Raw genomic sequence first — 24,304 nt, forward strand, 5'->3', positions numbered from 1 at the left:
GCAGGGTACGGCTCCCCTCCTGCCCCCGCGCCGGGTACGCTCACTGCACATCAGATGTCGGGGGGATCCCCGCTTGTCCCGGCGCCGGAGGCAGTATGAGCGAGATTTCCGTCGAGGCGCAGCCGCAAGTGCCCGAGCGCACGCGGCTGAGCCGCGAACAGGTCCGCACGAGGCTCCTTGACGCCGCCCTGGCAGTCGTGCGGGTCGAGGGTCTGCGGGTCGGAGTCGGGCACCTGCCGCTCGAGGACGTGATCCGCTCCGCAGGCGTCCCGCGGAGCACCGTCTACCGGATCTGGCCGACCCGGCAGTCGTTCTACAACGATCTGATCGCCGCGGTCCCGGAACGCGTGCTCGCGACCCGGCTCGATCAGCCGTCGCTCGTGGCCGGGGACTCGTATTTGCACCGCCATCACGTCGAGGAGCCGACCGCCGAGCAGCGCCGAGCGACGTTAGTCGCCTCCGTGCGCGTCGCGGTCGACGCGAACGTCGAGAACGTCTTCGCCTCGCAGCACTGGCGCAACTTCATCGCGCTGGCTGGGGCGGTCGAGGCGCACCAGGAGCCGGCGCGCACCGGTATCCGGCAGGCGCTGCGAGCGCGGCAACTGCACTTCATCGACAACATGGCCAAGTACTACCAACACACGCTCGAGGAGGCGGGGCTGCACCTGCGTCCGGGATTCGGCCACGCGGAGCTGGCCTCCGCGGTCTCTGCGCTGGTGGAGGGACTCTGTATCGCGCGGATTGCGGCGCCAGAGCTGGTCACAGGCCCGGTCGACCCCGACGATCCTGACTCGCCCTCGCTCGCCGTCACTGCGGTGCTGATGCTGATCGACGGCTTCACGGAGCCCACGCCCTAGTCCTCCGGATCGACCGGCTCCAGCATCCCGTCGATAATCGAGCGGATCGTCCAGGCCGCGAGGGTCCACTCCACCGGTTCGCCGTCGAGGCCGGGTGCGGTGATCGCGACGTCGAGGTCGTCATCGAGGAGGAGGCCGCGATGCGCGAGCCCGTCCACGATGATCGCCGTGAGGTGGGCGAGCTGCAGCGTCGTGAATCCGGGCCGCATCGAGCTGTCGAAGACTGTCAGCATCTGCTCGTAGTACGCCTGCATGCGATCGGTCAGCATGCTCTCGATGCGCTTGGCTGTCGCACGTACCGCATCTCGAGCGGGACCCTCCTCCATCGAGAACGTGCAGGCGAGCAGTGCGTTGTACGAGGACCAGTCGACGGATCGGCGCAACGTCTCCAGATTGGAGTTGGTGCCAATGCGGATGCTTTCCCAGGCCACACGGCGACGGCCTGCAGCGGTGGCGCGGAGGTCGCCAAAGCGGTAGTACACCTCCCGCATCCGCCGCCGGGCTTCGGGGTCCGGGCCGTCGGCATAGCGGTCTCGCTCGAATACCTCGCCGATCAGGTCGGCCACGAACTCCTCGCGGGTGCTCCAGATCCGGTAGACCGAGCTACGTGGGACTTCGGCGAGGCGGATGTACTCCTCCATCGGGAGATGCGCGAAGCTCACCGTCAAGCCTTTGGTGGAGATGACCGTGCGCGCCGCGTCGATCATGCGGCTTCGGACCTGGTCCGCGGAGATCCTCCTGGCGCGGGTCGGGACTTGTGCGCTGTCGCTCATGCGTACGGACACTAGTCGGCTGCGTCTCCGGACAACCTCCACGGCAGGCTCCTGGCACATTCCTGACGAGTCGCGAAATTGAGACGGAATGTCGCAAGACATGCGGATCGCGACACGTAGCCGCTACCGTGCAGCCGGGGCGGACCCGGACCTGTCCCTGCAAGGGGATCTCAGTGACCGAATTTCATCGCTTCGCGTTGGCCGTCGTCGACGGCCCGGCGATCAGCCGCGCTGCGCTGCGCGCGCTACTCCTGGAACTGCTGCCGCAGTTCTCCCGAGCGGAGGGCGAGGCCGGGATCGAGACGATCGCGGTCCTCGACCTCGACGGCGTGCCGGGGGACGAGATCGCGGCCGCGATCGAGAGCGCCTCCGAGCGCGCCGTCGGCCTCGTCGTCCTCTCCTCCTCCGACTCGATGCAGCCGGCGCGCGCCGTGCTGCGCCGCGAACGCTCGGCCTTCGTCTGGAAGGGCGATGACCCCACCGAGCTCGCCGCCGCCGTCGTCTCGGTGGCGTCGGGCCGGACCTGGGTCTCGGACACCGCCCGCCACCGCCTCGTGCACGGCCTTGAGGAGCGTCGACCGGTGCTGAGCCCGCAGGAAAGCCGCGTGATGCGCGCCTACGGATCGGGTGCCGCTGTGCGGACGGTCGCGCTCGACCTCGACGTCGCAGAGCACACCGTGCGGACCTACATCAAGCGGATCCGAGCGAAGTTCCTCGAGGCCGGGGTCGTCCTGGAGTCACGGATCGACTTCTACCGGCACCTCGGTGACCACGACGTCGCGATCCGGCGCAGCAGCGACCGGGTGCGGTCCGGCGCGCAGCAGATGGCCAGCGATCCGCGAGGCACGTCCGGAGCGTGAGCCGAGCAGGATCGCGTTGCCGCTCGTGCGTCCCTCGAGGAACGCTGTCGAGGCGACCGCGACCGTGACCGGAAGCGAGGTCTCCAGGGCCGCGCGCAGCCGCTCGAGTCGGCGGTGGTCGGCATCGTCGGCGACGTTGACCGCGAGCAGGCCATGTTCGCCGCAGTGTGCGGTGAGGCGCGCGAGGACATCGGCCGCGTAGAACGCCTCGGGGATCTCGTCGCCGTCGTAGACATCGAGCACGACGAGGTCTGCATTCCATTCGGGAAGCGGACTCGCCGCGTCCCCTGTTACCAGTCGCAGTCGGGCGCCGGGAGGGAGTGGAGCGTGAGCGAGCACGAACTCGACCAGGCCCTCTGCCCGCTCCACCGCAAGCTGCTCGGACCCAGGACGGGTTGCCGCGACGTACCGAACGAGCGAGAGGCCACCCGCGCCCAGGTGCAGCACGCGGAGCGGGTGGTTTGCAGGCGCAATGGCGTCGACCACCGCGCCGAGTCGAGCCATGTACTCCAGGGGGAGCGCCCGAGGATCGCGCGGGTCGATCAGCGACTGCTCCGCGCCGTCGACGGTGAGCAGCAGGGCATCGGGGCGTACCGGGTCCGGCTCGAGCGTAGCCACACGGCCGTCGGATAGCACGAGCGAGGGAGGCATCCCGTCACGCTACCGCGCGCCTCGCGGTGTACGTCCCGCCGCCGCTACGGTGGCAGGCATGGCCGCGCTGATCCTGCTCGACGTCGACGGCGTCCTCAACCCCTCCGTCCGTAGTGACCGCGCCGCAAGCAGCCACCGTCTCGAGCTGACGCCCGCTCGGGAGGAGCTGGTTCGCCGCCTCGCCGCGGTGGGGACTGTCGTCTGGGCCACAACCTGGCCGCCCCGGCTCACCTCCGTCCTCGCACGCGACCTCGGTCTCCCGAGCAGTACCGAGGCGATTGTGTTTGACGGCGGTCTCCCGCGCGACCCGCGCTTCCCCGGGCAGACCGGAAAGCTGCAGCCGGTCGCCGCCTGGCTCGACGAAGCACGCGAACGCGGTCCGATCGACGCGGTGGTCTGGATCGACGACAATCTCCGCGAGGACGCCTACGCCTGGGCGCGCGAGCAGAGCACGCCGTTCCACCTCGTCCGGCCGGACTCGGTCGCGGGTTTGACGAGCGACGAGGTGGCCGGTGCAGAGGATTTCCTTGCCGCGCTGCTGCCGTCACGCAGCGACATCCGGGAATAGGTGCGACCCCTCTGCCGGTTACTGTCACCTTGGGCGGTACCGCGGGGATGCGGTCGCCTCCCGGACGACCCGTCCCGTCGTTGACCCCCTCGCCCCTCTGGTGCAGCGGGGTCGCGACGACTCCGTGATGCACCGAAGGACAGACACTGTGACCCTCTCCGCCCGCCCGCCTCTGCGCGTCCTGCTCGGCACGACCATCGCCGCCGCCGCCCTGGTCCTTGCCGGCTGCGCCCCTGCCTCGACGAACGATGTCGTCTCGGGGTCCTCGGGCGAGAGCACGGCATCCGCGAACTCCGGGCTGACTCTGGCGGAGGTCAAGGAGGCCGGGAAGCTGACCATCGGCACCGAGGGTACCTACCAGCCCTTCTCGTTTCATGCCGACGGCGGCACCGGCGCGCTGACCGGCTACGACGTCGATGTCATCACCGCGGTCGCGGGGAAGCTCGGCGTTGAGCCCGAGTTCGAGGAGACCCAGTGGGACGCGATGTTCGCGGGTCTGGATGGCGACCGCTTCGATGTCATCGCGAATCAGGTCTCCATCAACGACGAGCGCAAGGCGAAGTATGACCTCTCGGAGCCCTATTCCCTCAGCCCCGGCGTCGTGATCGTCCCTGCCAGCGACACCTCGATCACCGACCTCGCGGGCCTGTCGGGCAAGACCACTGCGCAGTCGCTCTCGAGCAATTGGTCCACTGTGGCAAAGGAGAACGGCGCCGAGGTCGAGGGAGTAGAGGGCTGGGCTCAGGCCATCGCCCTCGTTGAGCAGGGCCGAGTCGACGCGACGGTCAACGACCGCCTCACCTGGCTCGACTGGTCCACGAACTACCCCGATCAGGCCGCCGGCCTCAAGGTCGCCGTCACTATCGACGACACCTCTGCAAGTGCCTTTGCCTTCCCGAAGGGCTCGGACGATCTCGTCGCCGCCGTCGATTCCGCCCTCGACGAGCTGCGGGCCGACGGCACTCTCGCCTCCATTTCAACCCGCTACTTCGGAACCGATATCACCCAGTAGCCCTCCCTCCGAGCATGTCCGGGGGAGCGTCCGCGACCCGCTCTGTGCGACACCGTCATCTGTGCGAGCCGACCGCGGAGGACTCCATTGCGCGCAGTTCACGTGCGAGTATCGATGCGTGCCTGCTGAGAGCAGACGCGACCCGTTCTGCTCACCACCATCACCCGACCAAGCCAACCGCGGTCTTTTCGCGCTGAGGTGGGAGAAGACATGGATCTAGCACTGCGGTCGTTGTGGCCGATCCTCTCCGGGGGCATCGTCGGGACGATCCCGCTCGCTCTCGCGAGCTTTGTCCTCGGTCTGGCGATCGCGTTGGCCGTCGCGCTGATGCGCCTGTCGCGGGTGCGGATCCTGTCGTGGATCGCGCGGGCGTACGTCTCCATCATTCGCGGGACGCCGCTCCTGGTGCAGCTGTTCGTGATCTTCTACGGACTGCCGAGCTTGGGAATCAAGATCGATCCGTGGCCGAGCGCGATCATCGCCTTTGCCCTCAACGTCGGCGGTTATGCAGCGGAGGTGATTCGCGCCGCCATTCTCAGCGTCCCGAAGGGGCAGTGGGAGGCAGCGCACACCATCGGCATGGGTCGTTCGCTGGCGTTACGGCGGATCATCCTGCCTCAGGCCGCGCGGGTGTCGGTGCCGCCGCTTTCGAACACCTTCATTTCGCTGGTGAAGGACACCTCACTCGCGTCGCTCATCCTGGTGACGGAACTTTTCCGGCAGGCGCAGAAGATCGCGACCGCCTCCAGCGAGTTCATGCTGCTCTACCTCGAGGCGGCTCTGATCTACTGGGTGATCTGCCTGGTGCTCTCAAGTGGCCAGGGTCTGCTCGAGAAGCGATTGGACCGCTATGTCGCCCGCTGATACTCCGACTGATGCGCGTCCCGTTCTGACCGCCCACGGCCTCCGCAAGTCCTTCGGCGGCGTGGAGGTGCTCCGTGGCATCGACATCCAGGTGCGCCGGGGCGAGGTTGTCGCCCTGATTGGTCCCTCCGGATCGGGCAAGACCACTGTGCTGCGCTCGCTCAATGGCCTCGACGTGCCCGACGGCGGAGTCGTCGAGCTCGCCGACGGCAGTGTGCTCGACTTCGCACGTCCTGTCGGTAAGAAGGCATTGACCGTGCTGCGCGACCGCTCCGCGATGGTCTTCCAGCACTTCAATCTCTTCCCGCACCTGACCGTGCTGCAGAACGTGACCGAGGGGCCGGTCCGCGTGCAGCGCCGCCCAGCGACAGAGGTGGTCGCCCAGGCGGAGCAGCTGCTTGAGCGAGTGGGTCTCGGTGGCCGCGGCGGCGCGTACCCCTTCGAGCTCTCCGGAGGACAGCAGCAACGGGTGGGCATCGTCCGAGCGCTCGCCCTTCGCCCCGATCTTTTGCTCTTCGACGAGCCCACCTCCGCACTCGACCCGGAGCTGGTCGGCGACGTCCTGTCTCTGATGCGGGAGCTGGCGGGGGAGGGCTGGACGATGCTCGTCGTAACCCATGAGCTCGAGTTCGCCCGGCAGGTGGCGTCGGAGGTCGTTTTCATGGCAGAGGGCGCGGTCGTGGAGCGCGGCACTCCTGCGCAGGTGCTCCGGGAGCCGCGCGAGCCGCGGACCCGGCAGTTCCTGCACCGCCTCCTCCACCCGCTGGAGTAGGCGCAGAGGTTCTCTCCCTCGTGAGGCGCAGAACCGCGCGGCGCACCGGGCGGACGAGGGACCCGTGCCTATGCTGTCCGGGTGACCTGGAGCAGCGACGCCGAGACCCCGCGGATACCCGCCGCGACCGAGACGTCCGGCGGAACCGGACCCGAGCCGACCCGGGAGTACGTCTGGCCCGAACCCGAGACCGAACGACCATCGACCTCCGAGTCCGCGGAGGCTCCGACGACTGTCGCTCCCACCACCCTCGGAGTGGTCGAGGCAGAGCCGGAGCCGGTGGTGCGCTCCGGGAACCGCGTCGCGGGCGTCGCTCTTGCCCTGCTGACCACGGCGTTCTTCGCAGCGCTCTACCTCATCGCCCTCACCGTGATCCGCCTCCTCGGCGACCGGACCGGCGGCGATCCCGTCGCCCTCGGCCTCGCTCAGGCGCTGACGGCCCTGTTCCTCGCGCCGGTGGCCGCCTTCTTTATCGGCCTCGCCCTGATCGTGCTGGTTGTGAACCGCGCAGGATGGTGGGCCTACGTCCTCGGCGGCTTCCTCGTCGCCGTGCTCACCGCCGCAGCTGCTTTCGTCGGCAGCTGGAGCGCCGTCGGCGGACTCGCCGTTCCGGCCGCCTCCTCGCCGCTCGTCGACCACCTCCGCGATCCCGTCGTCCTCGCATCCGTCCTCGCTGCGGGCGTCCTCGGCCGCGAAGCCACTGTCTGGGGCGGCGCTCTCATCGCCGCTCGCGCTCGCGGGGTTAAGCGTCGCAACGCTGAGCGGGAAGCCGCCGCGTCGTCGTGAGCGCCCCGGGGCAGGGGCGCGGGTCGGGGTTGGGCTACGGTCTCGCTCTCGCTGGCTTCGCCGCCTTCCTCTACCTCGCGCTCGTTGTCTGCGCATTCGGAGTACTCAGCCTGCTCCTCGATCAGGATGTCGTGCCTGAGCGCGATGCTGGGCCGATTCTCGGGCCGGTGTCCGTCGCCGTGTGCGTGGTCGCCGTGCTGATCGCGATGATCACGCTCGCCGCGCGCCCGGCGGTGCATCGCGTGATTGGTCCGTCGCTGCTCACAGGAGTCGTCGTCTACCTGCTCTTCCTCCTCACCGGAGGTGCGCTCTACGGTCTCGGGAAGCAGGAGCCGAGCGAGATCTTCGGCTGGATGCTGCACCATGCGCCGACCGCGTTCGCCCTCGCGGCAGGGGTGCTCGCTGCAGCGGTGCAGACCGCCTTCCTGCTGCTCCTCGCCCGACGTGATGCGGGCGGTGGAACGCCGCACTGGGGCTGGGAGGGCGACGAGCGCGAATGACCAGCGCGGAGGCGGTGCTCTCCGCAGGCGAACGCCCGTCGGTTGACCGGCCCCGTCACTCCCCGTAATATTCTCCGGGTGTGCGCTGTGCCGTGCGCTTGTGTCGTGCCTTCGGGCCGACGCAATCGCCGCATGTCGCTCCACCGGGTCCGCAAGGATCCGCGGGTTCGTCCGCTCGGGCGGCCCCCACGGCATACCCCTCACTCTCCTTGGCCCGCTCGCGGGCGTGAGGAGTGCGTCGGGTCCAGATGAACTCGGCCGTTCCGGAGACGGGCAGGCCGAATGTCGACCATCGATCCGCTGTCACCGTGCAGCATCCAAGGAGCAAACCAGTGCCAACGATTCAGCAGTTGGTCCGCAAGGGACGCACGCCGAAGGTCACCAAGACCAAGGCTCCCGCCCTGAAGGCCAACCCCCAGCAGCGCGGCGTCTGCACGCGCGTCTACACGACCACGCCCAAGAAGCCGAACTCGGCCCTCCGCAAGGTGGCCCGCGTGAAGCTCTCCAACGGCACCGAGGTCACCGCCTACATCCCCGGCGAGGGCCACAACCTGCAGGAGCACTCGATGGTGCTCGTGCGCGGCGGTCGCGTGAAGGACCTCCCCGGTGTCCGCTACAAGATCGTTCGCGGCGCCCTGGACACCCAGGCCGTCAAGAACCGCAAGCAGGCTCGCAGCCGCTACGGCGCGAAGATGGAGAAGAAGTAATGCCTCGTAAGGGCCCCGCTCCCAAGCGCCCCGTCGTCGCAGACCCCGTCTACGGCGCTCCGATCGTCAGCCAGCTCGTCAACAAGATCCTTCTGGACGGCAAGAAGGGCCTCGCCGAGCGCATCGTCTACGGTGCCCTCGAAGGCGTCTCTGCCAAGAACGGCCAGGATGCGGTCGTCACCCTCAAGAAGGCGCTCGACAACGTCCGTCCGACCCTCGAGGTCCGCAGCCGCCGCGTCGGCGGCTCGACCTACCAGGTCCCGGTCGAGGTCAAGCCGCACCGCGCCAACACCCTCGCGCTGCGCTGGCTCACCAGCTACGCGAAGGCCCGTCGCGAGAAGACGATGACCGAGCGTCTTATGAACGAGATCCTCGACGCGTCGAACGGTCTGGGCGCCGCTGTGAAGCGTCGCGAGGACACCCACAAGATGGCCGAGTCGAACAAGGCCTTCGCGCACTACCGCTGGTAGCGCACCCCGCGGCCGTCTCTGGCGACCGCGACCGCCGGGTCCGCAGCGGCAGCGCTGCGGACCCGGTCCCGGCGGCGGATCTCCCGATCCCCGCGACCGGGAGATCCGCCACCACAAGACCCCCAGCCATTCGGCCAAGAACCCGGTGCGCTGGCTCCATCACCTATCGGAGGAACTCCGTGGCACAAGATGTGCTCACCGACCTGAACAAGGTCCGCAACATCGGCATCATGGCCCACATCGATGCTGGCAAGACCACCACCACCGAGCGCATCCTGTTCTACACGGGTATCACGCACAAGATCGGCGAGGTCCACGACGGCGCCGCGACGATGGACTGGATGGCGCAGGAGCAGGAGCGCGGCATCACGATCACGTCCGCCGCGACCACCTGCTTCTGGAACAAGAACCAGATCAACATCATCGACACCCCGGGCCACGTCGACTTCACGGTCGAGGTCGAGCGCTCGCTTCGCGTCCTTGACGGCGCCGTTGCCGTCTTCGATGGCAAGGAGGGCGTCGAGCCCCAGTCCGAGACCGTCTGGCGTCAGGCCGACAAGTACGATGTCCCGCGCATCTGCTTCGTCAACAAGATGGACAAGCTCGGCGCCGACTTCTACTACACGGTCGACACCATCATCAACCGCCTCGGCGCGAAGCCGCTGGTCATCCAGCTCCCGATCGGCGCCGAGTCGTCGTTCGAGGGAGTCATCGACCTGGTCGAGATGCGCGCGCTCACCTGGCGCGGTGACTCCAAGGGAGACGTCGCGCTCGGCGCCAAGTACGAGATCGAGGAGATCCCCGCGGATCTCGCCGACAAGGCAGCCGAGTACCGTCACAAGCTCCTCGAGACGGTCGCCGAGACCTCCGACGAGTTGCTCGAGAAGTACTTCGGCGGCGAGGAGCTGACCGTGGCCGAGATCAAGGCCGCGATCCGCAAGCTCACCGTCAACTCGGACATCTACCCCGTGCTGTGCGGTTCCGCGTTCAAGAACCGCGGCGTTCAGCCGATGCTCGACGCGGTCATCGATTACCTCCCCTCCCCGCTCGACGTCCCCGCCATCGAGGCACACGACGTTCGCGATGAGGAGAAGGTCATCCTGCGTCACGCCGACTCGACCGAGCCCTTCTCGGCGCTCGCATTCAAGGTCGCTGTGCACCCGTTCTTCGGGCGCCTCACCTATGTCCGGGTGTACTCGGGCAAGCTCGACTCCGGTGCTCAGGTCATCAACTCGACCAAGGGCAAGAAGGAGCGCATCGGCAAGATCTTCCAGATGCACTCCAACAAGGAGAACCCGGTCGACTCGGTCACCGCCGGCCACATCTACGCGGTCATCGGCCTCAAGGACACCACCACCGGTGACACCCTGAGCGACCCGCAGGCGCAGGTCGTCCTCGAGTCGATGACCTTCCCGGAGCCCGTTATCGAGGTCGCCATCGAGCCCAAGACGAAGGCCGACCAGGAGAAGCTCGGTACCGCGATCCAGAAGCTCGCGGAGGAGGATCCCACCTTCCGCACCGAGCAGAACCAGGAGACCGGTCAGACGGTCATCAAGGGAATGGGCGAGCTGCACCTCGACATTCTCGTGGACCGCATGAAGCGCGAGTTCAATGTCGAGGCGAACGTCGGCAAGCCGCAGGTGGCGTATCGCGAGACGATTCGCCGCACGGTCGAGAAGTACGACTACACCCACAAGAAGCAGACGGGTGGCTCCGGCCAGTTCGCGAAGGTCCAGATCACCATCGAGCCGATGGAGGTCGACGCCGACAAGACCTACGAGTTCGTCAACGGCGTCTCGGGTGGACGCGTGCCCCGCGAGTACATCCCTTCGGTCGACGCGGGCATCCGCGACGCCATGCAGGTGGGCGTTCTCGCCGGATACCCGATGGTGGGCGTCAAGGCGACCCTCGTTGACGGAGCCGCGCACGACGTCGACTCATCCGAAATGGCGTTCAAGATTGCCGGCTCGATCGCGTTCAAGGAGGCTTCGCGCAAGGCGCAGCCCGTCCTCCTCGAGCCGCTCATGGCCGTCGAGGTCCGTACTCCCGAGGAGTACATGGGCGATGTCATCGGCGACCTCAACTCGCGTCGCGGCATGATCCAGTCGATGGAGGACGCGACCGGCATCAAGGTCATCCGGGCCAACGTCCCGCTGTCCGAGATGTTCGGCTACATCGGTGACCTGCGCTCGAAGACCTCGGGCCGGGCCGTCTATTCGATGACCTTCGAAACCTACTCCGAGGTCCCTAAGGCCGTGGCCGAGGAGATCGTTCAGAAGAACAAGGGCGAGTAGCTCCGCTCTGGGGCCGTCGCCGTTCCCCGGAGCGGCGGCGGCCTGGTAGTGTCGTGCGGGTTTGCTGCCGAGTGCAGCGCGCCCCCCTGTCGCAGCGGGACGGCCGCACGACCACTGCCGGTAACATCACTACACAAACCCCCGCAAGTCCTCCTGTCCTCATGCCGCCCCGTGCGGTGATCGGATGCGGATGCTTGCACCTAAGTCCTGAGGAGGACCCACAGTGGCTAAGGCCAAGTTCGAGCGGACCAAGCCGCACGTCAACATCGGAACCATCGGTCACGTCGACCACGGAAAGACCACGCTCACGGCGGCGATCTCGAAGGTTCTTGCGGACAAGTTCCCGTCCGCGACCAACGTCCAGCGTGACTTCGCGTCGATCGACTCCGCTCCTGAGGAGCGCCAGCGCGGCATCACGATCAACATCTCGCACGTCGAGTACGAGACGCCGAAGCGCCACTACGCGCACGTCGACGCCCCCGGTCACGCTGACTACATCAAGAACATGATCACCGGCGCGGCTCAGATGGACGGCGCGATCCTCGTGGTTGCCGCTACCGACGGCCCGATGGCTCAGACCCGCGAGCACGTCCTCCTCGCCAAGCAGGTCGGCGTCCCCTACCTCCTGGTCGCCCTGAACAAGGCCGACATGGTGGACGACGAGGAGATCCTGGAGCTCGTTGAGCTTGAGGTCCGCGAGCTCCTCTCGTCCCAGGGCTTCCCGGGCGACGACGCTCCGGTCGTCCGTGTCTCCGGCCTTAAGGCCCTCGAGGGCGACGAGGCCTGGACCCAGTCGATCCTCGACCTGATGGACGCGGTTGACGAGTCGATCCCGGACCCGGTGCGCGACAAGGACAAGCCGTTCCTCATGCCGATCGAGGACGTCTTCACGATCACCGGTCGTGGAACCGTCGTCACCGGCCGTGCGGAGCGTGGAACCCTCGCTCTGAACTCCGAGGTCGAGATCGTCGGTATCCGTCCGACGCAGAAGACCACGGTCACCGGTATCGAGATGTTCCACAAGCAGCTCGACGAGGCCTGGGCCGGCGAGAACTGCGGTCTGCTCCTGCGCGGTACCAAGCGCGAGGACGTCGAGCGCGGCCAGGTCGTCGTCAAGCCGGGTTCGGTCACGCCGCACACCGACTTCGAGGGCACCGCGTACATCCTGTCGAAGGACGAGGGTGGGCGTCACAACCCGTTCTACGCGAACTACCGCCCGCAGTTCTACTTCCGCACCACCGACGTCACCGGCGTCATCACGCTGCCTGAGGGCACCGAGATGGTCATGCCCGGCGACACCACCGACATGACCGTCGCGCTGATTCAGCCGATCGCCATGGAGGAGGGCCTCGGCTTCGCCATCCGTGAGGGTGGACGCACCGTGGGTGCCGGAACGGTTACCAAGATCATCAAGTAGGTCCGTCCTACCGATCTCTCGAGAGGGGTCGTCCGCGTTGTGCGGGCGGCCCCTCTCGTCGTTCCCGGTGTCGTGCAGCGCAGAGCCTGGCTAGCGTGATCGCATGTCCTTCGTGAAGAGCGACCCCGACGCACGCCCGCAGTTTTTCGAGTGGGAGGCAGCCGGCCTCGACTGGCTGCGCGAGGCCCGCGGGGGAGCGGCCTGCGTCGACGTGCTCGCGGTCTCGTCGGAGCGGATAGAGCTGGAGGAGGTGCGCTCAGTGCGGCCCACGGCCGAAGCGGCACGGGCGTTCGGCCGGGCGCTCGCCCGGACGCACGGCGCCGGGGCGGAGGCGTTCGGCGCCCCTCCCGCGGGCTGGTCCGGTCCCGCCTACATTGGTCGGCGGTCGATGCCGTGCGAGCCCGAGATGTCCTGGGGGCGCTTCTACGCGGAGCAGCGGGTGCGACCGTTCCTCGCTCCCGCCGTCGACGCCGGCAACCTCGCCCCGGACGGCGCCCGGACCGTCGAGCGCGCTCTGGACAGGGTGGCAGACGGCGCCCTCGACGATGACTCCGCCCCCGCCAGGATCCACGGTGACCTCTGGACCGGCAATGTGCTCTGGTCCGCCAAGGGCGCCGTGCTGATCGATCCCGCCGCGCACGGCGGCCATCGCGAGACCGACCTGGCGATGCTCGCCCTGTTCGGGGCGCCACACCTTGACGTGATTCTCGAGGGCTACCGCGACGAGCATCCGCTCGCTGCAGGTCTCAAGGAGCGGGTACCGCTGCACCAGCTCCATCCGCTCGCAGTACACGCTGCCGGTCACGGCCCCTCCTACGGCCGTGCCCTGTCCGAGGCCGCGGCTCGAGTGCTCGCGCTGACGAGCTGACCGGCGCGCCGCCCCATTCGCTCAATTGGTGCGCCACACTGAGGCACGCGTCACTGCCGTGCGCGTCGACAAGGAGGCATCATCGTGGATTTCGGGAAGCTTGGACAGAAGGCCGGCGAACTGCTGAACAGTGAGAAGGCACAGGAGGCGCTTCGGAGCGAGAAGGCCGAGGAGGTCTCTGACCAGGTGCTCGAGAAGACCAGTGAGATTGCCAGCCGCCTCACCAATGGCCAGTACGACGAGCGCATCGAGGATGTTAAGCGTCAGGCCGACAAGCGCGTGGGGAACGACTGACTCCTCTCCTCGCGCTGATCCGCCCCGGCGTCAAGCGGGTGCGGCCGCCTGCGATGGCACCCTAGGGTCGCAGCGATGGCTGACACTCGTGCTCAACGACTCCGCAGGACCGACTCAAGCGGACGTGGCTACACCCGGGTCAGGGCGGGATCCGGGTTCAGTTACCGCGATCCTCGGGGCGCGACGGTCACCGACCAGGAACTGCGCTCGCGGTTCGATGCGCTGGGTATTCCGCCGGCCTGGAAGGACGTCTGGATCGCGCCGTACCCCAACGGCCACATCCAGGCGATGGGCATCGACGCGGCAGGGCGGCGGCAGTACATCTACCATCCCACCTGGCGCGAGCAGAAAGACCGGATCAAGTTCGACCGGGCGCTGAGGCTGGCGGAGGCCCTGCCCGGCGCTCGGCGCGCGGTCACCCTGGCACTGCGATCCGAGGGACCGACGCGCGATCGCGCCCTCGCGACCGCCTTCCGCATGCTCGACACCGGTTCCCTCCGCGTCGGCAGCGAGCGCTACGCAAAGGAGCACGGCAGCATCGGCCTCTCGACGTTGCTCTGCTCGCACGCGACGACGCACGGCGACCGGGTGGCGCTGGCGTTCCCCGGCAAGAGCCATCAGGCCTGGACGAGCGAAATTCTCGACCGCGATCTCTCGCGAGTGGTTCGTGCGCTCAAACGCCGCGGCCCGAACGCGCGCCTGCTGGCCTGGAAGGACGGGCGGGTGTGGCGGCCCATCGGAGCTTCCGAGATCAACGACTACGTGCGCGAGCGCGCCGGCGACGACTTCACCGCGAAGGACTTCCGCACACTGCACGGCACGGTCGCCGCCGCCCTGAGCCTCGCCAAGGCAGGCCCGCAGCCCACCCAGCGCGCACGGAACGCTGCAATCGCGCAGGCCATGCGCGACGCGTCCGACGTCCTCGGCAACACCCCCACCGTGGCCCGCACCAGCTACGTCGACCCCCGCCTGCTTGACCACTTCCGAGCGGGCGAGACGATCGATCCCTCCCGCCCCAACTCCGCCGAAACCACAATCCGCGCCCTCCTCTTCGAGTAGCCCTTGTTCTCGCGAAATGTCGCGAGATGTGCTCAAACGGTCGAGAGAGGGCGCCGTGGTGGACGATCTCGACCGCTACGGGCGATCTCGCGAGGTTCGAGGCCACTCCTCCACATGGAGCGTGGCGGGGCGCTGTCCACAGAGACGCGGGCGTGGCGAGCGTGAGCAGGAGGTGGCGCGGCAGGGTGCCCTCATGAATCAGATGCCCGACCTCCTCATTGCTCGCGAACTGAGCAGTCTCGGTGCCGATGCGCGCCGGCTCCGACCCGACAGATCGAAGGGGCGTCACCGTCGTCTCGCGCCGGGCGTCTTCGTGGAGGCGCGCGCGTTCGGGGAACTCCCCGACCGAGAGCAGCACCTGCTGAGGGCACGTGCGATCGCCCGAGTGCGCGGCGGCGAGGAGCCGGTCCTCGCTCTGCACTCTGCAGCGGCGGTGTGGGCGCTGCCGCTCCTCTCGCGCAGCCCTGCCCAGGTGCATCTCCTCGGGGCGCCAGGTGTCGCCGATGGGGTGGACACTGTTCGGCACCGCGAGCGGGTCCGGGACGGCGACATCGTCGAGCGCGACGGCCATCTTGTCACCAGCCTTGAGCGGACTGTGCTCGATCTGGCGCGCCTCGCTTCCCGCGAGGACGCGATCAGCGCCATCGACCATGCGCTTCACGAGGAGTCGGGCGGGCTCGACAAGGGCGACCTACTCGAGCGAATCGAGGACTTCCGCGGGTACCGCGGAGTCAAGCAGGCGCGCTTCCTGCTCGCGCTGGGGGAGGGAGCGGCGGGCTCAGCGGGGGAGAGCGTGAGCAGATTGCGGATGGTCGACTGCGGTGTCCCCATGCCGACGCTGCAGAGCACTTTCCACGACCATCGCGGCTTCATCGGCAGGGTCGACTTCGACTGGCCGGGCTGCTCGGCTGTCGGCGAGTTCGATGGTCTCGCGAAGTACCGCCAACCCCGGATGCTCGCGGGTGCGGATCCGGCGGACGTCGTCATCAGGGAAAAGCTCCGCGAGGATCGCCTCCGGGCGCTCGGCCTGCGCGTGATCCGGTGGACCTTCGCTGATCTCCACGGTCGGCATGCGCTGTGCGCTCTGTTGCGAACCGCAGGCCTGCCGCCCACTCACCGGGGCGTGCCCTCCGCGAGATAGCACGGATCGGACGAGATTTGGCTCCGTGGCAGGGTATCTCGTCCGCGAAGTGGAATCTCGCGACATTTCGGGGAGCAGGAGGGCCGGGGCCGGAGACGCGACACGCCCGGGTTGCACGGGTGGCGCATCTGTGGGAGACTCCTCTAGTTCAAAATTTCTTCCCGCGCGGCCTGCCGCACAAGGAGGAACACTGCCAGGCAGTGCCGAGACCGCATCGCGGAGGCTCGACCCGAGAGGGCGGCCCAGCGGGTGCGACGTTGAGGCGGCGGGTAGCAGAACGACAACAACCGACATCTCAACGGGCTCTCCGTGCGTCGTGCGTTCTGCATGCCGATCGGAGCGCTCCAGGTGCGGTGCTTTTGACAGAAGAACACTGGTTGCACGTATCCGGGTCACCGGAGTTCCTTCGCGAGCGCGTCCAATGCGAGACGAGTCCGGCTTCGGTCGGGGGAGTCGCGTACGACGCAATAACAAGAGAGTGAGAGATCACACATGGCGGGACAGAAGATCCGCATCCGACTGAAGTCGTACGACCACGAGGTCATCGACACGTCGGCGCGCAAGATCGTCGACACGGTCACCCGTGCCGGCGCCACGGTCGTCGGCCCCGTGCCGCTGCCAACCGAGAAGAACGTGGTCTGCGTGATCCGTTCGCCTCACAAGTACAAGGACAGCCGCGAGCACTTCGAGATGCGCACCCACAAGCGCCTCATCGACATCATCGACCCGACGCCCAAGGCGGTCGACTCCCTCATGCGTCTCGACCTGCCGGCCGACGTCAACATCGAGATCAAGCTCTAAGGAGGAGTGCCACCATGTCTGTCACTGTTTCCCCCACGCTGAAGACCAGCAAGGGCCTCCTCGGCACCAAGCTCGGAATGACCCAGGTCTGGGACGAGAACAACAAGCTCGTGCCGGTCACCGTCATCGAGATCAGCCCCAACGTCGTGACCCAGGTCCGCACGGAGGAGAAGGACGGCTACACCGCCGTTCAGCTCGCTGCCGGCGCCGTCGACCCGCGCAAGGTGAACAAGCCCGCCGCCGGTCACTTCGAGGCCGCTGGCGTCACGCCCCGTCGCCACCTCACCGAGGTCCGCACCTCTGACGCGTCCGACTACTCGGCCGGCCAGGAGCTGACCGTCGATGCCGTCTTCGAGGCCGGCACCAAGGTCGATGTCGTCGGCACCAGCAAGGGCAAGGGCTTCGCCGGTGTCATGAAGCGTCACAACTTCAAGGGCGTCTCGGCTTCGCACGGTTCGCACCGCAACCATCGCAAGCCCGGCTCCATTGGCGCCTCCTCGACCCCCAGCCGCGTGTTCAAGGGCATGCGCATGGCCGGTCGCATGGGTGGCGAGCGCGTCACCGTGCTCAACCTCAAGGTGCATTCCGTCGACGCCGAGAAGGGCCTGCTGCTCGTCAAGGGCGCTGTCCCCGGTGCCCGCGGTCGCCTCGTGTTCGTTCGCAACGCCGTGAAGGGAGCGTAGTTTCATGGCTACCTCTGTCGACATCATCGACGTCAAGGGCCAGAAGGCGGGCTCGATCGAGCTTCCCGCCGCGCTCTTCGATGTTCAGACCAACGTCCCTCTGATCCACCAGGTCGTCGTGGCCCAGCTGGCCGCAGCGCGTCAAGGAACCCACTCCACGAAGAACCGCGGTGAGGTCTCCGGAGCCGGTCGCAAGCCGTTCAAGCAGAAGGGAACCGGTCGCGCACGTCAGGGCTCGATCCGCGCCCCGCACATGACCGGTGGTGGCGTGGTCCACGGACCGACACCCCGCAACTACTCGCAGCGGACCCCCAAGAAGATGATCGCCGCCGCGCTGCTCGGCGCTCTCTCGGATCGCGCGCGCGGTGCCCGCATCCATGTGGTCGAGTCCCTCGCCCTCGGCGACACCCCGAAGACCAAGGACGTCCTCGTCCTCCTCGACTCCCTCCAGGTGTCGCGGAACGTCCTCGTGGTCCTCGAGCGCGACGACTTCATCGCCGAGCTCTCGCTTCGCAACGTGCCGTTCGTGCACATCCTGCCGGCCGACCAGCTCAACGCGTACGACGTGCTCGTCTCCGACGACATCGTGTTCTCGAAGGGCGCGCTCGACGCGTTCATCGCGGCCAAGTCGGGCGTCGAGTCCAACAAGGAAGAGGTGAACGCATGAGCCAGTCCGCCGCGTTCAACAAGGACCCCCGCGACGTCATCATCTCCCCGGTGGTCTCGGAAAAGTCCTACGGCCTGATCGACGAGGGCAAGTACACCTTCGTGGTCGACCCGCGCTCGAACAAGACCGAGATCAAGCTCGCCATCGAGAAGATCTTCGGCGTCGAGGTCGCATCGATCAACACGCTGAACCGCCAGGGCAAGACCCGCCGCACCAAGTTCGGCACCGGCAAGCGCAAGGACACCAAGCGCGCGATCGTCACGCTGAAGTCCGGCTCCATCGACATCTTCACGAGCGTCGGCTGAGCCGAAGAAGCGTAGAGGAAACAGACAATGGCTATTCGTAAGTACAAGCCCACGACCCCCGGTCGCCGCGGCTCCAGCGTTGCCGACTTCGCCGAGATCACTCGCTCGACGCCCGAGAAGTCGCTCCTGCGCCCGCTGTCCAAGACCGGTGGCCGCAACAACTCCGGCCGCATCACGACGCGTCACATCGGTGGTGGCCACAAGCGCCAGTACCGCCTGATCGACTTCCGTCGCAACGACAAGGACGGCGTCAACGCCAAGGTCGCTCACATCGAGTACGACCCCAACCGCACGGCGCGCATCGCGCTGCTCCACTTCGTGGACGGCACCAAGCGCTACATCCTGGCCCCGAACAAGCTCTCGCAGGGCGACATCGTGGAGTCGGGTGCCGGCGCCGACATCAAGCCCGGCAACAATTTGCCGCTGCGTAACATCCCGACCGGTACGGTCATCCACGCCATCGAGATCAAGCCGGGAGGCGGCGCCAAGCTCGCCCGCTCGGCCGGCACCTCGGTGCGCCTCGTCGCCAAGGACGGTCCCTACGCGCAGCTCCGCCTGCCGTCGGGTGAGATCCGCAACGTCGATGCGCGCTGCCGCGCCACGATCGGCGAGGTCGGCAACGCCGAGCAGTCGAACATCAACTGGGGCAAGGCCGGTCGCATGCGCTGGAAGGGCGTTCGCCCGACCGTCCGCGGCGTCGCGATGAACCCGGTCGACCACCCGCACGGTGGTGGAGAGGGCAAGACGTCCGGTGGACGCCACCCGGTCAGCCCCTGGGGTCAGTCCGAGGGACGCACCCGTCGCCCCAATAAGGAAAGCGACAAGCTCATCGTTCGCCGCCGCACCGCCGGTAAGAAGCGCAAGTAGGAGTTGTAGAAGATGCCTCGCAGTCTCAAGAAGGGCCCCTTCGTTGACGACCACCTGCTCCGCAAGGTGTTCACCGCTAACGAAGCCGGCAACAAGAACGTCATCAAGACCTGGTCGCGCCGATCGATGATCATCCCGGCGATGCTGGGTCACACCATCGCGGTCCACGACGGTCGCAAGCACATCCCTGTGTTCGTCACCGAGACCATGGTCGGCCACAAGCTCGGCGAGTTCGCCCCTACTCGGACCTTCCGCGGTCACGAGAAGGACGACAAGAAGGGCCGTCGCCGCTAAGCGGCGACGAGAAGGAGGAGAGAAATGGTGGAGTCGATCGCACGCGTGCGACACATCCGCGTCACCCCCCAGAAGGCTCGCCGTGTCGTGAACCTGATCCGCGGGAAGCAGGCTCAGGAGGCACTTGCCATCCTGAAGTTCGCGCCGCAGGGCGCGTCCGAGCCCGTCTACAAGCTCGTCGCCTCGGCGATGGCCAACGCTCGCGTCAAGGCCGATGCCTCGAACGAGTACCTCGACGACCAGGACCTGTTCGTGTCCCGCGCCTTCGTCGATGAGGGAACCACCCTCAAGCGATTCCAGCCCCGTGCTCAGGGTCGTGCCTTCCGCATCAACAAGCGCACCAGCCACATCACCGTCGTGCTGGCCACTCCTGAGGAGGGGACCAAGTAATGGGTCAGAAAGTAAACCCCTACGGTTTCCGTCTGGGAATCACCACCGACCACGTGTCGCGCTGGTTCTCCGACAGCACCAAGAAGGGCCAGCGGTACAGCGACTACCTCGCCGAGGACGTCAAGATCCGCCGTCTCCTCGCGACGCAGCTCGACCGTGCAGGCGTTGCCCGCATCGAGATCGAGCGCACCCGCGATCGCGTCCGCGTCGACATCCACACCGCCCGCCCGGGCATCGTGATCGGTCGTCGTGGCGCCGAGGCCGAGCGCATTCGCGCCGACCTCGAAAAGCTCACGGGCAAGCAGATTCAGCTCAACATCCTCGAGGTCAAGAACCCCGAGGCCGAGGCTCAGCTGGTCGCTCAGGGCATTGCCGAGCAGCTCTCCGCCCGTGTGGCTTTCCGCCGCGCGATGCGTAAGGGTCTGCAGGGCGCGCAGCGCGCTGGCGCCAAGGGCGTCCGCATCCAGGTCTCCGGCCGCCTCGGTGGCGCCGAGATGAGCCGCTCGGAGTTCTACCGCGAAGGACGCGTGCCGCTGCACACTCTCCGCGCGAACATCGACTACGGCTTCTACGAGGCGAAGACGACCTTCGGCCGCATTGGCGTGAAGGTCTGGATCTACAAGGGCGACATCACCAACAAGGAGCTCGCCCGCGAGCAGGCGAACAGCAAGTCGTCGCGCCCCGAGCGCAGCGACCGTCCCCGCCGTGCACCCCGCCAGCAGAGCGAGGCGCCGGTCGCAGCAGGAGTTGAGGCATAACCATGTTGATTCCGCGTCGAGTCAAGCACCGCAAGCAGCACCACCCGGGCCGCTCCGGCCAGGCCACCGGCGGCACCAAGGTGTCGTTCGGTGAGTTCGGCATCCAGGCCCTCACCCCCGCCTATGTGACCAACCGGCAGATCGAGTCCGCTCGTATTGCCATGACGCGCCACATCAAGCGCGGCGGGAAGGTGTGGATCAACATCTACCCCGACCGCCCGCTGACCAAGAAGCCCGCCGAGACCCGCATGGGTTCCGGTAAGGGCTCGCCGGAGTGGTGGGTCGCGAACGTCAAGCCGGGCCGCGTCCTCTTCGAGGTCGCCGGTGTCGATGAGCAGCTTGCTCGCGAGGCCATGACCCGTGCCATCCACAAGCTGCCCCTCAAGGCACGCATCATCAAGCGCGAGGAGGGAGACGCGTAATGGCGATCGGATCCAAGGAGCTCGTACCCGCCGAGCTCGACACTTTCGAGGACGAGCGTCTCGTCACCGAGCTGAAGAAAGCCAAGGAAGAGCTGTTTAACCTTCGCTTCCAGTCGGCCACCGGCCAGCTCGACACCAACGGCCGCCTCCGTGCCGTCAAGCGCGATATCGCCCGCATCTACACGGTCATCCGTGAGCGCGAGCTGGGTATCCGCGCCACCCCCGCACCCGTCGAGGCCCCGGCCAAGGCGGAGAAGAAGCCCAAGACCAAGAAGGCCGCCAAGGCCGAGGTCGAGGCGACCGAGTCGACAGAGGAGGCCAAGTAATGGCAACCGTCAATGACACCGCCGGCCACGAGTCGGCCGCCCATGACGTCAAGCAGGAGGGCGCTCGCGGATACCGCAAGACCCGCCGCGGCTACGTCACCAGCGACAAGATGGACAAGACCATCACCGTCGAGGTCGAGGACCGCGTGAAGCACCCCCTCTACGGCAAGGTCATCCGCCGCACCTCGAAGGTCAAGGCTCACGACGAGCTGAACACCGCGGGAATCGGTGACCTCGTCGTCATCAGCGAGACCCGTCCCCTCAGCGCCTCCAAGCGCTGGCGCCTGGTCGAGATCCTCGAGAAGGCCAAGTAGGCCGCGGCCTACTTGAGTTAGCAGGAGAGACACATGCTTCAGCAAGAATCCCGAGTCAAGGTCGCCGACAACACCGGCGCCAAGATGCTCCTCACCATCCGAGTCCTCGGAGGCTCCGGCCGCCGATACGCCGGTCTCGGTGACGTCATCGTTGCCACCGTCAAGGACGCGATCCCCGGTGGGAACGTCAAGAAGGGCGATGTGGTCAAGGCCGTCATCATCCGAACCATCAAGCAGACCCGTCGATCGGACGGCTCGTACATCAAGTTTGACGAGAACGCCGCCGTCATCCTCAAGAACGACGGGGACCCCCGCGGTACCCGCATCTTCGGACCGGTCGGTCGCGAGCTCCGCGACAAGAAGTTCATGAAGATCGTCTCGCTGGCACCGGAGGTTATCTAGTCATGGCCAAGATCAAGAAGGGTGACCTCGTCCAGGTCATCTCGGGGGCTACCCAGGAGCGCGGCGGAGACCGCGGCAAGCAGGGCAAGGTCCTCGAGGTACTGGTCGAGCGCAACCGCGTTGTCGTCGAGGGTGTGAACTTCGTCAAGAAGCACACTCGCGTCGGCCAGACGCAGCGAGGCTCGAAGGAGGGCGGCATCGAGACCGTCGAGGCGTCGATCCACATCTCGAACGTCGCGCTCGTCGACCCGAAGACCAAGAAGCCGACCAGGGTCGGCCACCGCAACGTGGCCGTCACCAAGGACGGCGTGACCAAGACCGTTCGCGTGCGCTACGCGAAGGCGTCGGGTGAGGAACTGTAATGACTGACACCACCGCAGTGGCTGCGAAGGTTCAGCCGCGGCTCAAGGCCAAGTACCAGGCCGACATCATCCCCGCTCTCAAGGAGCAGTTCGGTTTCGGCAATGTGCACCAGGTCCCCGGCCTGGTCAAGGTCGTCGTGAACACGGGCGTCGGCGAGGCTGCCCGCGACGGCAAGATCATCGACGGCGCGGTCAAGGACCTCACCGCCATCACCGGTCAGAAGCCGCAGGTCACGAAGGCCCGCAAGTCGATCGCCCAGTTCAAGCTGCGCGAGGGTCAGGCCATCGGCGCGCACGTCACCCTCCGGGGCGACCGCGCGTGGGAGTTCCTGGACCGCCTGCTCTCGGTGGCGCTGCCGCGTATCCGCGACTTCCGTGGTCTCTCGGACCGCCAGTTTGACGGCAACGGCAACTACACCTTCGGCATCACGGAGCAGTCGATCTTCCACGAGATCGACCAGGACCGCATTGACCGCGTTCGCGGCTTCGACGTGACCGTCGTGACCACCGCGAAGACCGATGACGAGGGACGCGCGCTGCTCAAGCAGCTCGGCTTCCCGTTCAAGTCCTCGGACAACGCGTAAGCAATAGCCTCGAGGCCGGGGGACGGTGAGAACCGCCCCCGGCCTCGTGGTGTGTCGGCCGTCGGTCCAGCTCCGTTCGGCCGGCGTCATCGTGCACCACAGCCTGCCGCGATCTTCGGATCGTCGCAGGCACAAACGGTCCTCGACCGCAGACCATCGGCCATGTACCATTGCTCGTTGGCCTGCGTTCGCGCGGCCGCATTGGGCGTCGACGTCGTCGGCGCCGTCCCACACCACAGGTCGGCACTCTTGTAAAGGGTGTCGAAACCAGGCGAGAAAGGCACCATCAGCCATGACCATGACTGATCCGGTCGCAGATCTGCTGACCAGAATCCGTAACGCGAACTCCGCGCACCACGACTCCATCACTCTCCCCGGCTCGAAGCTCAAGGCGAACATCGCCGAGATCCTCAAGACCGAGGGCTATATCGCCGACTGGAAGGTCGAGGAGGCGCGCGTCGGCACGACGCTCTCCATCTCCCTCAAGTACGGCCCCAACCGCGAGCGCTCCATCGCGGGCATCAAGCGGGTCTCGAAGCCCGGCCTCCGCGTGTACGCGAAGTCGGCCGAGATCCCCACCGTGCTCGGCGGCCTCGGCGTCGCCATCCTGTCCACGTCGAGCGGTCTGCTGACCGACCGCCAGGCCGAGAAGAAGGGCGTGGGTGGGGAAGTCCTCGCCTACGTGTGGTAATCCCTCATGTCGCGTATTGGAAGACTCCCCATCGAGATCCCGGCGGGCGTCGATGTCTCCGTCGCCGGCTCCGCGGTGACCGTCAAGGGCCCGAAGGGCGAGCTGACCGTCCCGGTCGCCAGCCCCATTCAGGTCTCCGTCGAGAACGGTCAGGTCCTGGTCTCACGGCCTGACGACGAGCGCGAGTCGCGCTCGCTTCACGGCCTCACCCGGACGCTCATTGCAAATGACATCATCGGTGTCACGCAGGGCTACTCCAAGGGCCTCGAGGTCGTCGGTACCGGTTACCGCGTTTTGGCGAAGGGCTCGGACATCGAGTTCGCGCTCGGTTTCTCGCACCCGGTCGTCGTCACCCCGCCCGTAGGCATTTCGTTCACGGTCGAGGGCAACAACAAGCTCACTGTGCACGGCATCTCGAAGCAGGCCGTCGGTGAGGTGGCCGCCAACATTCGTAAGATCCGCAAGCCCGAGCCCTATAAGGGCAAGGGCGTGCGCTACGCCGGCGAGGTCGTTCGCCGCAAGGCCGGAAAGAGCGGTAAGTGATC

The 24,304-nt window shown here is 67.0% G+C and carries 33 protein-coding genes; 32 read left to right on the forward strand and 1 reads right to left on the reverse strand.

Going from position 1 to position 24,304, the window contains the following annotated elements; genetic code table 11:
• Positions 1-95 precede the first annotated feature (95 nt).
• Entirely contained in the window at positions 96-857 is a 762-nt protein-coding gene (locus HRF29_RS11350) for a TetR/AcrR family transcriptional regulator (protein WP_173248875.1), read from the forward strand.
• Here HRF29_RS11350 and HRF29_RS11355 read toward each other — a convergent pair.
• A complete protein-coding gene (locus HRF29_RS11355; protein ID WP_173248877.1) occupies positions 854-1,630 on the reverse strand; it encodes a TetR/AcrR family transcriptional regulator in 777 nt (258 codons plus the stop codon). The genes HRF29_RS11350 and HRF29_RS11355 overlap by 4 nt on opposite strands.
• Before the next feature lie 173 nt (positions 1,631-1,803).
• Here HRF29_RS11355 and HRF29_RS15370 point away from each other — a divergent pair, with 173 nt between their 5' ends.
• From HRF29_RS15370 to rplF, 31 genes are all read left to right on the forward strand, one after another.
• Entirely contained in the window at positions 1,804-2,490 is a 687-nt protein-coding gene (locus HRF29_RS15370; protein ID WP_173248879.1) for a LuxR C-terminal-related transcriptional regulator, read from the forward strand.
• A 709-nt stretch (positions 2,491-3,199) separates the two neighbouring features.
• Positions 3,200-3,709: an HAD domain-containing protein gene (locus HRF29_RS11365; protein WP_173248881.1), complete on the forward strand. Its 510-nt coding sequence runs from the start codon at positions 3,200-3,202 to the stop codon at positions 3,707-3,709.
• A gap of 148 nt (positions 3,710-3,857) precedes the next feature.
• Complete coding sequence (locus HRF29_RS11370) at positions 3,858-4,721, forward strand: amino acid ABC transporter substrate-binding protein (protein WP_343043727.1); 864 nt, start codon at positions 3,858-3,860, stop codon at positions 4,719-4,721.
• A gap of 210 nt (positions 4,722-4,931) precedes the next feature.
• A complete protein-coding gene (locus HRF29_RS11375; protein WP_173248885.1) occupies positions 4,932-5,585 on the forward strand; it encodes an amino acid ABC transporter permease in 654 nt (217 codons plus the stop codon).
• Positions 5,572-6,357, forward strand: a complete 786-nt coding sequence (locus HRF29_RS11380; RefSeq protein WP_173248890.1) for an amino acid ABC transporter ATP-binding protein — start codon at positions 5,572-5,574, stop codon at positions 6,355-6,357. The genes HRF29_RS11375 and HRF29_RS11380 overlap by 14 nt, the downstream gene beginning before the upstream one ends.
• Before the next feature lie 81 nt (positions 6,358-6,438).
• Positions 6,439-7,143 (forward strand): hypothetical protein, encoded by a 705-nt coding sequence (locus HRF29_RS11385; protein ID WP_173248892.1) that lies wholly within the window; start codon positions 6,439-6,441, stop codon positions 7,141-7,143.
• Positions 7,140-7,643, forward strand: coding sequence for a DUF6121 family protein (locus tag HRF29_RS11390; protein WP_173248894.1), 504 nt, complete (start codon positions 7,140-7,142; stop codon positions 7,641-7,643). The genes HRF29_RS11385 and HRF29_RS11390 overlap by 4 nt, the downstream gene beginning before the upstream one ends.
• 332 nt (positions 7,644-7,975) lie before the next feature.
• Positions 7,976-8,350: a 30S ribosomal protein S12 gene (rpsL, locus tag HRF29_RS11395; protein WP_011186743.1), complete on the forward strand. Its 375-nt coding sequence runs from the start codon at positions 7,976-7,978 to the stop codon at positions 8,348-8,350.
• A complete protein-coding gene (gene rpsG, locus HRF29_RS11400) occupies positions 8,350-8,820 on the forward strand; it encodes a 30S ribosomal protein S7 (RefSeq protein WP_104265237.1) in 471 nt (156 codons plus the stop codon). The genes rpsL and rpsG overlap by 1 nt, the downstream gene beginning before the upstream one ends.
• A gap of 179 nt (positions 8,821-8,999) precedes the next feature.
• Complete coding sequence (gene fusA, locus HRF29_RS11405) at positions 9,000-11,114, forward strand: elongation factor G (RefSeq protein WP_173248896.1); 2,115 nt, start codon at positions 9,000-9,002, stop codon at positions 11,112-11,114.
• A gap of 223 nt (positions 11,115-11,337) precedes the next feature.
• A complete protein-coding gene (gene tuf, locus HRF29_RS11410) occupies positions 11,338-12,531 on the forward strand; it encodes an elongation factor Tu (protein ID WP_173248898.1) in 1,194 nt (397 codons plus the stop codon).
• A gap of 103 nt (positions 12,532-12,634) precedes the next feature.
• Positions 12,635-13,399, forward strand: a complete 765-nt coding sequence (locus tag HRF29_RS11415) for a fructosamine kinase family protein (RefSeq protein WP_173248900.1) — start codon at positions 12,635-12,637, stop codon at positions 13,397-13,399.
• 84 nt (positions 13,400-13,483) lie between these two features.
• Positions 13,484-13,693: an Rv0909 family putative TA system antitoxin gene (locus HRF29_RS11420; protein ID WP_173248902.1), complete on the forward strand. Its 210-nt coding sequence runs from the start codon at positions 13,484-13,486 to the stop codon at positions 13,691-13,693.
• A gap of 75 nt (positions 13,694-13,768) precedes the next feature.
• Positions 13,769-14,752 carry a DNA topoisomerase IB gene (locus HRF29_RS11425; protein WP_173248904.1) on the forward strand — a complete coding sequence of 328 codons (984 nt, stop codon included), beginning with the start codon at positions 13,769-13,771 and terminating at the stop codon, positions 14,750-14,752.
• Between the two features lie 193 nt (positions 14,753-14,945).
• The gene (locus HRF29_RS11430) at positions 14,946-15,893 is read left to right on the forward strand and encodes a hypothetical protein (protein WP_173248906.1); all 948 of its coding nucleotides are present in this window, start codon (positions 14,946-14,948) and stop codon (positions 15,891-15,893) included.
• 492 nt (positions 15,894-16,385) lie between these two features.
• Positions 16,386-16,694 (forward strand): 30S ribosomal protein S10, encoded by a 309-nt coding sequence (rpsJ, locus tag HRF29_RS11435; protein WP_005050520.1) that lies wholly within the window; start codon positions 16,386-16,388, stop codon positions 16,692-16,694.
• Between the two features lie 14 nt (positions 16,695-16,708).
• On the forward strand, positions 16,709-17,377 hold the full coding sequence (rplC, locus tag HRF29_RS11440) for a 50S ribosomal protein L3 (RefSeq protein WP_173248908.1): 669 nt from the start codon (positions 16,709-16,711) through the stop codon (positions 17,375-17,377).
• 4 nt (positions 17,378-17,381) lie between these two features.
• Complete coding sequence (gene rplD, locus HRF29_RS11445) at positions 17,382-18,044, forward strand: 50S ribosomal protein L4 (RefSeq protein ID WP_173248910.1); 663 nt, start codon at positions 17,382-17,384, stop codon at positions 18,042-18,044.
• On the forward strand, positions 18,041-18,349 hold the full coding sequence (gene rplW / locus HRF29_RS11450; RefSeq protein WP_068209445.1) for a 50S ribosomal protein L23: 309 nt from the start codon (positions 18,041-18,043) through the stop codon (positions 18,347-18,349). The genes rplD and rplW overlap by 4 nt, the downstream gene beginning before the upstream one ends.
• 27 nt (positions 18,350-18,376) lie before the next feature.
• Complete coding sequence (gene rplB / locus HRF29_RS11455; protein WP_055787074.1) at positions 18,377-19,216, forward strand: 50S ribosomal protein L2; 840 nt, start codon at positions 18,377-18,379, stop codon at positions 19,214-19,216.
• 12 nt (positions 19,217-19,228) lie between these two features.
• Entirely contained in the window at positions 19,229-19,510 is a 282-nt protein-coding gene (gene rpsS, locus HRF29_RS11460) for a 30S ribosomal protein S19 (protein ID WP_055787078.1), read from the forward strand.
• A 24-nt stretch (positions 19,511-19,534) separates the two neighbouring features.
• Positions 19,535-19,900 carry a 50S ribosomal protein L22 gene (gene rplV, locus HRF29_RS11465; RefSeq protein ID WP_082480979.1) on the forward strand — a complete coding sequence of 122 codons (366 nt, stop codon included), beginning with the start codon at positions 19,535-19,537 and terminating at the stop codon, positions 19,898-19,900.
• A complete protein-coding gene (rpsC, locus tag HRF29_RS11470; RefSeq protein ID WP_068209439.1) occupies positions 19,900-20,658 on the forward strand; it encodes a 30S ribosomal protein S3 in 759 nt (252 codons plus the stop codon). Before rplV ends, rpsC begins: the two co-directional genes overlap by 1 nt.
• Positions 20,659-20,660: 2 nt before the next feature.
• Entirely contained in the window at positions 20,661-21,080 is a 420-nt protein-coding gene (rplP, locus tag HRF29_RS11475; RefSeq protein WP_068209436.1) for a 50S ribosomal protein L16, read from the forward strand.
• A complete protein-coding gene (rpmC, locus tag HRF29_RS11480; protein ID WP_173248912.1) occupies positions 21,080-21,406 on the forward strand; it encodes a 50S ribosomal protein L29 in 327 nt (108 codons plus the stop codon). Before rplP ends, rpmC begins: the two co-directional genes overlap by 1 nt.
• A complete protein-coding gene (gene rpsQ / locus HRF29_RS11485; RefSeq protein WP_104265221.1) occupies positions 21,406-21,720 on the forward strand; it encodes a 30S ribosomal protein S17 in 315 nt (104 codons plus the stop codon). Before rpmC ends, rpsQ begins: the two co-directional genes overlap by 1 nt.
• Before the next feature lie 33 nt (positions 21,721-21,753).
• A complete protein-coding gene (rplN, locus tag HRF29_RS11490) occupies positions 21,754-22,122 on the forward strand; it encodes a 50S ribosomal protein L14 (RefSeq protein ID WP_173248914.1) in 369 nt (122 codons plus the stop codon).
• Positions 22,123-22,124: 2 nt separating this feature from the next.
• Positions 22,125-22,484 (forward strand): 50S ribosomal protein L24, encoded by a 360-nt coding sequence (rplX, locus tag HRF29_RS11495; RefSeq protein ID WP_173248915.1) that lies wholly within the window; start codon positions 22,125-22,127, stop codon positions 22,482-22,484.
• A complete protein-coding gene (gene rplE / locus HRF29_RS11500; RefSeq protein WP_068209425.1) occupies positions 22,484-23,068 on the forward strand; it encodes a 50S ribosomal protein L5 in 585 nt (194 codons plus the stop codon). Before rplX ends, rplE begins: the two co-directional genes overlap by 1 nt.
• Before the next feature lie 292 nt (positions 23,069-23,360).
• Entirely contained in the window at positions 23,361-23,759 is a 399-nt protein-coding gene (gene rpsH / locus HRF29_RS11505) for a 30S ribosomal protein S8 (RefSeq protein WP_068209423.1), read from the forward strand.
• A gap of 6 nt (positions 23,760-23,765) precedes the next feature.
• On the forward strand, positions 23,766-24,302 hold the full coding sequence (gene rplF / locus HRF29_RS11510; protein WP_173248917.1) for a 50S ribosomal protein L6: 537 nt from the start codon (positions 23,766-23,768) through the stop codon (positions 24,300-24,302).
• The last annotated feature ends 2 nt before the right edge of the window (positions 24,303-24,304 follow it).

It is taken from the genome of Rathayibacter agropyri, assembly GCF_013249015.1.
GTDB lineage: Bacteria > Actinomycetota > Actinomycetes > Actinomycetales > Microbacteriaceae > Rathayibacter > Rathayibacter agropyri.